Genomic DNA, 11,711 nt, shown 5'->3' with positions numbered 1-11,711 from the left:
ATGATCGTCTGCCTCTAGAGGCGTTATTACTTCTCTAATGCGGATGCAAAAGTAGTACCTTTTTCCTTACTCGCAAACTTTAGCTAGTCTTTTTTTAAAGGTTTTTTTTAACTATTTCGTAACTCGTTATTATACGATGTTTTAGAGATGAAAGTTTTTTTGAAGAATTATCACTTTTCTTGTTTTACTGTTGGTGATAGGGAATATTTCTAGCTTTAATGGCATATAAAGAGTCTTTACTTATATATACAGTATGTACACTACTCTATTATATATAGTACAGATATACTCTTATTGAGTAGTTATATTCCCCTACTCTATATTATATAGTATATATTGTGCAAATAGCTATTTTTAAAGGTTATCCCTTTTTCTAGTTATTATTTTTTGCTCTTTGACGCTTTATATGTCCATTTATACCTTTTAAAAACACAATTTAAAAGGTATTTCTAATTTAAATATCCTATTATCACACTTTTAGTGCTCTAAAAGTAAAAAAGTAGTTCACTTTTTTAGTTCTCAAATTGAGATAAATTAAATTCAAAAAACTAAAAATCAAACACTTATAAATAAAACACATTAATCACTTACTTTCTAAAACATACCTCTAACCCCAGTAACAGCAAGCGTTCGCCATAAATCCTTTTACAATTCTTCTACAATTCCCCCTATTTGCTCTAAACAAAAACCATTTTATAAGAGAATCCTAAAACCATCTTAGACCTATCATAGAACAATCTTTCTCTAGCAATTGCATATAAAAAAACCTCAGTATTTAATACTGAGGTTTTTTTATATGATTATTACATTTTACCTATTTCTTAATTACTTTAGTATTTACTCTATCTCCTCCTACTTCTATATTAAACAAATAAACTCCTTTAGCGAAGTCACGCATATCAATAACTGCTCTATTAGTAGCACTAATACTGATCCTTTTTACTAATCGGTTACTCAAATCAAAAATCTCAATTTCTGATATTTTAAATACTTTATCTTTCGTAATTTCAATGTTAACAATGTCTTCTACAGGATTAGGCCATACTGTTATATCCTTAACTTCTATCACAGGAGCTTCAACTTTATCTTTAATTCCTTCTAAATCAACATTACTAATAATCAAACTAAAATCCTGTCTTCCATATCTAAGTTTACCTTTATGACTCACAATAACAGTGTAATCTCCTGGTTCTGCATTATCTATTTCTACTCTTTCAAGATTATCAACATCATTATCTCCTTTATAAGCAACATAATCAGAAGTATCCTTATTCAATAACCACGGCATATATTCTTCACCATCCTTTAATACACGTATATCTAAATCATTGACAAGCTTTTTTGTATCAGAATCATTAAATAATTCGCTCTTATCAAATAGTCCTTCAACATCTGTCCAACTCAACGTCACCAACAGTTTATCTGACTTCTCTTTTAAACCAAATGTATAAATTGACTCTTGTTTATCAAAAAGTACACTCTCTTTAAGTACAGCCGAATTCTCTTTTACATTTTGTAAAAGGCGAATACCTCTAGAAGCATTAATCATTCCCCATCCAATACTTTGATTTGGTTGCTTATCTTCTAAATACTCCGCTGTGTGAGAAGCGAGACCTCTTAAAGTAGCTGAACGCATAGGAAATTTAAACATTTGAATGTATCCTTGTTGCCACAGTGCTAAGATAGAAGATACAGCTGGCGCAGCCATAGAAGTACCACTAGACACTTTATATATGCTAGTAGATACCTCATTACTGTAACGTGGCGCTTCATAACCAGAAGAAATTACCTTTACCCCTGGTGCTGCTATATCAGGTTTAATTCTATAATCATTAGTAGGACCATAACTACTGAACTTCGCAATACCTAATCTCCCCTGATCATCAAGTCCTACTGCAGCTACCACAATAGCATTTTTAGAATTAGCATTTCCTAATAATAAATCATTCCCGCCTTTAGTAGGATTAATTGTCTTAAAGAATTCTCTGTCATTACCTGCAGAAATTACAGGTTGATAATAAGGATATAAATATGTTATTCTATCGATCTGCTGAGCATCTTTATTATACGTTCCGAAATATGAAGGAGGTAATAAAGGAATTAAATCATCGTCTAATGCTGAGATTCCATAAGAATGATTAGACACTAATAATCCTTCTTGTGCAGCATTAGCCATCTCTATAATATCATTATCCCAATCGTAACTCCATAGATTAGCCTCTGGAGCTAATCCCTTTGCTGGTTCATAGACCCCTTTAGCTATCATAGTTCCAGCTACATGAGTAGCATGGTTTTTGGCATGTACCATATTAAGCAACTTATCGCCAAATAAATTACTGGGAGAAACCTCTTTATCTCTTATAATAACATGACTGACATTGCCATACATAAACTCTTGGTGTTTATTAAATACAGTCTGACCATCCCATATTCCAATAATCATATTTTTGCCTTGAAGACTAGTCCCTAATCTCCCTCCTTTAGCTAAATCATCAATATATGTAAGTTTACGAGAAAGTAAGTTTTGAGTAGAATAATAAATAGGTAAACCTGATCCATCAATCTTTCTCAATTGAAAAATACGCCCATCCTTATAAACACCTTTAGTTTCTATATTGTGTAAAGCAACATAGCGTCTAACAGCAGCTCTATCAGAAGCCACTTCTTTGCTAAAATCTTGAATAAGTTCCTTTCCCTTCTCTACGTTATGCTGTTCTGATATTTCTCTTCTCAATTGTATGTCCTGTGCCAACACAGAACTAGTCAAGAACAAACAACTAACAATCCCTAAAACTTTTCTCATTAATCTCTTTTTAAGATTTATCCATCTAAACACATTCAAATAAAACAATCATTACTTTATTTGAATATAAAAGTACAATCAAATTTACTATATTCTCTCAAAATATGAGATAAATATACCTTAATAATCTAATAATTAAACAATCAGTAAATATTAGCAACAATTATAATAATATACTAATGAACAGTGATTGTTATATTATCTACACAAATCAGCTTAAATCTTTATATTTGGGCAAATCTAACAATAACCTTAATATTTATGAGAATCAAAAAAACCGTACTAGGTGTGGTAGCAGGAGCCTCAATCTTATCATTATCATGTAATAAGGCTAAGAATGAAGCTGCTTCTTCTGGAGACTGGAATGAGAGCAATGCTTTTTTTAATGAAAGTACTTTACCTTATTATACAGCAGACTTTGAAAAAATTAAAGATAAAGATTTCAAACCTGCTTTATTAGAAGGAATGCGCCGTCAGATGGAAGCAATCGATAAAATCGTAGCGAATACAGAAGAACCTACTTTCGAGAACACATTAGAAGCATTAGAACGCTCTAGCGAGTTATTAGATAGAGTTAGTTCAGTATTTGGTTTATTAACTGGAGCACATACTAATGACGAACTAAAAGCAATTAACTCAGAGTTAGCACCTAAATTTGCTGCACATAGTGATGCTATTTACTTAAATGATGGATTATTCCAACGCATTAAAAAACTTCACGATAACAAAGCTTCACTTAATCTAAATGAAGAACAAAATAGATTATTAGATGTTTATTATCAAAACTTCGAAATAGCTGGAGCGAACTTATCTACTGAGGATAAAGAAAAACTTAAAACTTTAAATCAAGAAATAGCGACTCTTAACAACCAATTTGGAGATAAATTACTTGCTGCTACTAAACAAGGTGGGGTAAAATTCACTAAAGATGAATTAGCAGGATTATCAGAAGATGAGTTAAACTCAATTAAACAAGCTGATGGTAGTTACTTAGTAGCGTTAAACAATACTACTCAACAACCAGATTTAGACAAGCTAACAAATAAAGAGTCTAGAAAGAAATTATTTGACCAAGCGTGGATCAGAGCAGAAAAAGGTGATGATAATGACACTAAATCAACTATCTTAATCCTAGTAAAAAAACGTGCTGAGAAAGCTAAACTAATGGGCTTCAACAACTATGCGGAATGGAGCTTACAAGGTACAATGGCTAAAACACCAGCTAATGCGATCAGTATCCTTAAAAACTTAAGCCCTTACGCTACAGGTGCTGCAAAAGAAGAAGCTGGAGACATTCAAGCTTTAATCAATAAAGAAGCTGATCCATTCACATTAACTGCTGCTGACTGGAACTACTATGCTGAAAAGATTAGAGAAGAGAAATATGCACTTAACCAAAATGAGTTAAAGCCTTACTTCGAGATGAGCTCTGTAATGGAGAATGGAGTGTTTTATATGGCTAAACAACTATATGGTCTAAGCTTTAAAGAACGCAAGGATATTCCTGTATGGCAAGAAGACGTGAAGGTATACGAAATCTTTAATGAAGATGGTAGCCAAGTAGGTTTATTCTACACTGATTACTACCAAAGAGATTCTAAAAGAGGTGGTGCATGGATGAGCAATATCGTAGGACAATCTAAATTGCTTAATAGATTACCTGTAATCTATAATGTAGGTAACTTCCCCAAACCAGCGAAAGGTCAACCAACTTTATTATCTCAAGACAATGTAATCACAATGTTCCACGAGTTTGGGCATGCATTACACGGATTCTTTGCTAATCAAACTTACCCTACTTTATCAGGTACTAGTGTATCTCGTGACTTCGTAGAGTTCCCTTCACAGTTCCATGAGCACTTTGCTTTCGAACCATCTGTGTTAAAAAACTATGCTAAGCATTATAAAACAGGAGAAGTTATTCCTGATGCTTTAGTTCAAAAGATGAAGAATGCTGCTACCTTTAATAAAGGATACAGCATGACTGAGTTATTAGGCGCTTCATTACTAGATATGGAATGGCATACTATTTCTGTAGATAAAGATATTAAAGATGTAATCGCTTTTGAGAAAGAATCTTTAGCTAAATACGGATTAGACTTACCTACTGTTCCTCCTAGATATCGCAGTACTTACTTTAGTCACATCTTCGCAGGTGGATATGCAGCAGGATACTACTCTTATAAATGGTCAGAAATGTTAGACTTTGACGCTTATGATTGGTTAGAACAAAACGGTGGTATGACTCGTGCTAATGGTCAAATCTTAAGAGATAAGGTATTCTCTAGAGGTAACTCTGTTCCACTAGATCAATTATACAAAGACTTTAGAGGTAAAAATCCTACTATCGATGCTTTATTAAAGTATTCTGGTTTTACTAAGAAGTAATAATTAGGCATAAAAAAACCTCCCAAATGGGAGGTTTTTTTATGCCTAATAGATTTAAAGAATCTATTTATTAGTCTGCGTAAACAGCCACGCTAATGCATTAGCAGTAAACTGAGAATTATAAACTGGTTGATTATAATTAGGCTTAGGTATTGGTCGATAGTTATCATCTACTTTAAATGGGCAAATAGTAGCTGAAGTATTATTAATCTGACTACTATTAAATCCACCATCTCCAACCCACACAAAATTTAAGGTTTTATGTCTAAATGCAACTATATTACCTCCACTTGATGTAGACAATACTTCTATACTAGATAAAACACTTGAAATAGAACTTGGTACAATTCCAACTGTAGTAGATGCATCTTCACCCCATGCTTTACCTCTAATATCACCAAAAGGTCCATTTAAAACTGGATCATCTTTATAAGCTAAAGGATGAACTGTTCCAGCTCCTCCTGAATTTTGTAATATAGGATTGACTCCCAAAACAGCATTTAATAGAAAACCTGTACTAGCATCATTACGTAAATCTGTTACTGCTAAAACACCACCTCCATTTCTAATGAAACGAGCAAGATCAGCCGCACTCTGAGCATTAAATACAGTATTAAAACCTACACTTACCACATTAGCATTAGTACTAGCTATATCACTAGAAATATTAGAAGTATTATTAGATTTAGAAACCAAATTCACTCCTCCCTGCATCTTAACAGTACTAAACATTTTAGTACCAAAATTATTATCACTTGTTATAAATTGATTTGCTTGCCCTCCATTAAATCCATAACCATAGGTTGTATTTTGACTTGAATATGTCAAGAAAGTTTTAGGAGTTAATGCATCAGGTTCAACAGTAACATCAAAAGAACAAGATGTCCCCCCAACACTTGTAGGCATATCAAAGGTGTAAGTAAATGTACCTTCTGCAAGTGGAACTCCTTTAGCATAGATTTTTAATGCATTAGGTTCAATATACATACCTGTAGTATCAAATGTTCCTGTCAACTCAAAATGAATACCATTAGCATTATTTGTTTTAATAATATAATCTCCAGGCTCTTTAACTTCCATATTAATAGTAGCATAATTTGCAGTGGTCATAGCAAAACCTTTCTTATAAGTACCAAAAACTTTTTGATTCCCATTAAAACAATACACTACCATCTCAGCATTCTTAATTAAAGGCTCGACATCTATTTCATAAGTACAGCCAGCAATTTCTCTAGTTTCTTTAGGTTCAAAAGGATCATAATCATATCTTCCATTAGTAACTAACTTCATTTTTACAGAATGTTTACCTCCTACTGTAGGTTTTCCTGTATTACTAACGGGAGTTAAAGCAATATATTGTACCTGATTAACTGCAGTAGTTTTAAAATCGATTAACTCTGACTCATACTGTATCAATTCAGATTGTTTACCACCAATTGCAATTTCTCCAAAAACTTTTCCTCTACCAGGTTTAGTTACTTTAAATGGAACAATAATTCTATTTGCCGAAGATAATGATTCTCCTTCTTTATAATTACCTTCACTAGTAATTGGGAACTTCGAATCATTACAAATAAACTCTACATTTAAAGGTTCAAAATCAGGTTTTACATAATTCTTTGTAGTACAAGTAATCAACTGTTGATTAAATAAAAATCTAATAATATCTTTTGGAGTACCATCATCAGAGCCTTTAATTGGTTTACCATTCCCCTTCAAAATCAATAAAAAATTACCTGCGGTAGGAAAAACTCCTTTAGTAGAAAAACTATAACCATTCTCTACATTATCACCATTAAAAGCAAGTGCTTGAATATCAAATGTTCCCGGACTACTCACATTAACTTCTAAAGTAATTATATTCTTTCTTTCATTTAATACAATACCTTTAACATAATCTCCACTTACTTCGATTTGCTTACATTTTGCATCAGAAATAGTAAAAATAGCTGGTCCAACATCACCACACATATTCATCCATTTTTGACGAGTAATATTGTAAAACTCAATACAATTTAAAGTAGTATTGTAAATTAATGTTCCTGCTGTCAACTCACCTATAGGCAATCGAGACCTTTCTTCTGAAGTCAAACGAGGCATTAGAAAACCACGTTCTATAGAACTAAGATCCATTAAACTAAAAGAAAGAGGTTTTAAACTATTAGGAGTAGATCCATCAGAAATTTGAGTACCATGTGGAACAACGATTCTAGATTGTGCTAGAGTCATAGAATCAAGTTGTGATATTAATCCTAAAAAAAGGATCAATATAAAACGCCATATATTAATAGGATTATAATTTTTTTTCATATCATATATCTTTAAAAACAAGCTAGGATTTTACAACCCTAGCTTATCTAACTTTATTGTCGGTCTTTATTCTTCATTACATATTCAATACCCCATTTAATCATATTAGCGTATAAAATACTATTATATACAGAATATCTAGTTCCTCTATCTGCATAATCTTTACCAAACAAGGTACCACTATTTGAATAAGCTGCTGGCCAAATTGTAAGGCTACGATAACCACCTTCACTACCTGCAAATGCTCCTCCGTCTCCAATAAATACAAAACCTAAATCTTTATGACGGAAACAAGAAATCCAAGAAGCATCTTTATTACTAGCAATTAAAGGTACATAAGAATTAGGATCTAAATTTTTATAATACCATCCATTACCACCAGCATCATTACCTGTATGTCGATTAGCTAAAGAACCAAAACCAGTATCTTTGATCAAGATATCGTTATTTGCTGATGCCAATACATGATTAACCATTGTAAAAGCCTCTGAACCATTTGTTGAGTTAACCGCTATACCATTTTGTAGAGCTGATACCAACATATCAGTACTCTGTTTAGATCCATTCATATTTAACTCATCTGCTAAAATAACAACTCCTTTATCAATTCTAACAAAATCACGTAATGCTTCCATTTCAGATTGATCATAGCGAGTTGGATAACCAAAGATTACAATATCAATTTTATTCGCTTTTAGGTATCCTCTTAAATCAGCAGGAAAACGATAAACTATATTATTCTTAAAAATAACAATCTGGTCTACTTTAACAATACCTTGAGGTCCAAACAAATTACTATTTTGAATAATAGCATTAGGCGCTTTACTTGAATTTCTTCCTGTTGGAGCATACGAGTCATAACCTACTGCTAAAACATTAATTGTAGGTCCTCTAAAATTAACTGTTGCTTCACATGTATGATAAATGGAATTATCACTAGCATAAGTTGTAATTTCAAACTTGAAATTATCTCCTTTTGTAGGTGTTCCTACACCATCTAATGTAATATCTTTGGTTCCATTAGCTCTATCAACATCACTAAAAGTACCAGTTTTAGAAAAAGAAACACCATTTACAGTATTAGTCTTAATATTAAATGTATCAGCATACCCCACAGTCACACGAACAATAAGTCCATCTTTTCCTTGCTCTAAAGGTTGTCCAATAACATATGTTCCTGTTGTTTTAACAATTCCGCAATTAACTGAGTATATTTTAGATCTTTCCTTAACTGGAATTTGTGGAAAACTTGAACATAAAACAACTGATGCAGGAACAACTGATGTAAAACTAATTGCTGTAGCTTTCGCAGGTACTGTTTTTGATTCTGGTATAAAGTTAACCATTTGAACATCTCCCATTTTACCTAAGAAAACATCTTTTGCTTCAAAAGCAATAGTTCCATTTGCTCCCTCGAACTTACCATTTAGTTTAATTGTAATTGGTCCAGGTTTTAAAACTTTAATAGGAATAGTAACTGAATTAGCTCTCAACAAAGGAGTATCTTCTTGAAATTCACCATTAATAACAAATTTCCCCATATCATTACAAGCAAATTCAAATTCAGCTTCTTCTGTAATGATTACGATAGATACATTAGAGGTTTTGTTATTCTTAGAATTAGAAACTAACTTAAATGTATTACTTCCCTTAGCCAGAGGTACACCTTGTGCATACACTTGCACAACCTTATTTTTACCAACATCCTCTTGAGTGAACTCTCCTGATCCATTCAAAGTAATACCATTTAAACTTTCATCACCTTGAATACGCCAATATCCTGCTGTCTTAACCGACACAGTTACATCAATTACATTTGTATCTCCAGTCAATGCAACAGATTTATATGACAACCAATTAACACTTGAAGCTGAAACAATAGAGAAATCAATTTCTGAAGATTTAACCTTAATCCTTGAATTAATACATTTTGTATTCTTCTTACCATTAAGACTAAACGTCAATAAATCACCTGGAGTTTCATTTTCTCGCATTGGTGTACCAAATCCCTCTAATGCCACTGTATAAGCACCTGGAGTTTCAAAAACACCAGTCTTACTAAACGAATAGCCATTATCACTAATAGCACTTATCGAATATGACCCAGAATGGATTACATTTATTGATACATACAATATATCAGTATCCCTTAAACTACGTCCTTGTGTTAACATAGTTTGACCACTCGCATTTAAAACTGTCTTATCACAATTTAGCATTTCCATCGTTGCAGGTGGTAAACTACCACATACACTAAGCCATTTACCTTCACCTTCAACTAATCCTGCTCCTCTACTCCAATAGTTAATACAATCTTCATCTGTATTATAAATAGCTAATCCATTTCCACGAACTTTATTATCAATAACAATTTTATTTCTTTCCTCTGTACTCATACGAGGTAACAAGAACCCTTTACTCGATGTCTCTAATTCTAAGATCGAATAATTAGCTGCTGGGGTATTTGGTGTAGTATTCACAGTCCCATCCGTGATTTTAGTCGAGTTTATATTTCCCTGTCCAAAAATTAATGTCACATTCATTAATAATGCAATCACCATCAATAGAATCGAATGAAACGACTTTATATATAAATATTTACTTTTCATCAACACAAAATTTAATAATTACTACTTAGTTAATAATGCTTCTAATGCTTGAAGGCGTTTAGCCATATCAGACATCTCAGATTCTAACTTCTCAATTCTACTTCCCTTAGCATTTAATTCTTTTTGTTGATCAATTACGTGTAAGAATAACTCTTCCGTTTTTTCCAACAATTGAATAGACAGTTCTGACACATTAAAAGAATATCCCATATCTGTTTTCTCTAAATCACTGATAGGAGTAATTCCTGGTAAGTGTTTATTTGTTTTGATAAAACTATCTACAGTATTTAAGTCATTAAATTTATAGTCATACTTTAAATTAGAGTATCCGTCAAAATAACTTTCAAATACATAGTCTGCATAGTAACTATTTGTAGCTGTAATACTACCATTAACTCTTAATTTCTCATTTGACGCACTAGATTTCTTATCATAACCTATTCCAACCCAGCCATTCGTATAAATATCCTCACTATTCTTAGTAGCTTGTTTATCTAATTTCACACTATCACTTTTAGCTACATACCAAGGTTCTTGAATAACATCGTCATAATTATGAGTTTCTGGTTTACCAGATTCATTAGTATAAATAATTTGACGAGATTGATTATCAAATACCAAAGTAGTTACTGTTTCTGAATATTTAAACATATCAGATAATTTGATAAAACTTTCTACTCCTAATTCATCTTTATAAACTAGACAAGGTCCATTTCCTTTGTAGTCTTCATAAAAATTTAATGATGTTAAAGTTTCGATACCTGATTGTCCTCCATTATCACCATCTATTGTTTGACGGAAAAGCTCACTACCTTTTACTTCAACAAGCTCTCCTTTTTCATTTTCATAAATAAACTTTTTAGCTTTATACTGATTGTGTAATACTTTTTTTCCCGGATTTACAAGTTCTTTTTCTTCATAAGTAATTTCTTCTGTACCATCGTCTAAAAGTTCTTTATATACAAATACGTCATAATCCTTCAACTCAATCTTAGTCAATGTCTCGGCGAAGGCTAAGTCATTAGCTGCATCTTTACCATCCTTAAATGTGAACCCTGCTTTAACACTGTCTTTGTTTTGCGCAACATCTGTTACTAATTTTAACTCTGCTATTGCTCCATTATCTTTAATAAGTTTAGTAATATCGTATTTAACACCAGTCTCTACATTAGTAATAATTACATTACCATTATCTTCAGACACAGAAGCATTACCTCCTACTGATTTAACAATAGCTTCAATAACAGTCTTATTATTATTAACTATTTTACTAAAATCATCACTTACATCCTGAGATACAGTTATATAACGCTTTTGTTTATTTTCATTCTCATATTCATAAAACGTCATTCCATTAACAGGTTTAGTGTCAATAGCTACTTCAGCTCCAGCTGCATTAGTTTTCTTAATATCTGTCTTAGTTTCCTTCTCAGCAATAAGTGTTGTTAAATTAACTTCTGCTGGATTATTACCATCTTTATAACTAATAACTATATCTCCATTTGTTTTTTTCGTTACTGTTACACTTCCTGTAGCTCCAGATATAAAATTATTTAACTCTGTAATTACCTTATTATCTTTTATAATTTCGTTGAAATTAT

5 protein-coding genes are annotated in these 11,711 nt (G+C 32.1%); 1 reads left to right on the top strand and 4 read right to left on the bottom strand.

What is annotated here, in order from left to right; genetic code table 11:
- Positions 1–814 precede the first annotated feature (814 nt).
- Positions 815–2,803 carry a S8 family serine peptidase gene (locus BMX53_RS18545; protein WP_074748424.1) on the bottom strand — a complete coding sequence of 663 codons (1,989 nt, stop codon included), beginning with the start codon at positions 2,801–2,803 and terminating at the stop codon, positions 815–817.
- Between the two features lie 261 nt (positions 2,804–3,064).
- On the opposite strand from BMX53_RS18545, the gene BMX53_RS18540 reads away from it, so the two are divergent.
- Entirely contained in the window at positions 3,065–5,191 is a 2,127-nt protein-coding gene (locus BMX53_RS18540; RefSeq protein WP_074748421.1) for a M3 family metallopeptidase, read from the top strand.
- Between the two features lie 63 nt (positions 5,192–5,254).
- On the opposite strand, the gene BMX53_RS18535 is transcribed toward BMX53_RS18540, so the two are convergent.
- Genes BMX53_RS18535 through BMX53_RS19165 form a run of 3 tightly spaced genes read right to left on the bottom strand, consistent with a single transcriptional unit; the run spans position 5,255 to position 11,520 of the window.
- Positions 5,255–7,501 (bottom strand): hypothetical protein, encoded by a 2,247-nt coding sequence (locus BMX53_RS18535; RefSeq protein WP_074748418.1) that lies wholly within the window; start codon positions 7,499–7,501, stop codon positions 5,255–5,257.
- Positions 7,502–7,554: 53 nt separating this feature from the next.
- On the bottom strand, positions 7,555–10,110 hold the full coding sequence (locus tag BMX53_RS18530; protein ID WP_074748415.1) for a hypothetical protein: 2,556 nt from the start codon (positions 10,108–10,110) through the stop codon (positions 7,555–7,557).
- A 21-nt stretch (positions 10,111–10,131) separates the two neighbouring features.
- Positions 10,132–11,520, bottom strand: coding sequence for a hypothetical protein (locus BMX53_RS19165; protein WP_244154551.1), 1,389 nt, complete (start codon positions 11,518–11,520; stop codon positions 10,132–10,134).
- Positions 11,521–11,711 lie beyond the last annotated feature (191 nt).

The organism is Myroides marinus, assembly GCF_900109075.1.
In the GTDB taxonomy this organism is placed as follows: domain Bacteria; phylum Bacteroidota; class Bacteroidia; order Flavobacteriales; family Flavobacteriaceae; genus Flavobacterium; species Flavobacterium marinum_A.
This window is presented reverse-complemented; position numbering and strand designations above follow the sequence as displayed.

What these genes read in the sequence shown, in the direction of transcription:
- BMX53_RS18545 (WP_074748424.1), bottom strand. Translation starts at nt 2,803, where the DNA reads ATGAGAAAAGTTTTAGGGATTGTTAGTTGTTTGTTCTTGACTAGTTCT.
- BMX53_RS18540 (WP_074748421.1), top strand. Translation starts at nt 3,065, where the DNA reads ATGAGAATCAAAAAAACCGTACTAGGTGTGGTAGCAGGAGCCTCAATC.
- BMX53_RS18535 (WP_074748418.1), bottom strand. Translation starts at nt 7,501, where the DNA reads ATGAAAAAAAATTATAATCCTATTAATATATGGCGTTTTATATTGATC.
- BMX53_RS18530 (WP_074748415.1), bottom strand. Translation starts at nt 10,110, where the DNA reads ATGAAAAGTAAATATTTATATATAAAGTCGTTTCATTCGATTCTATTG.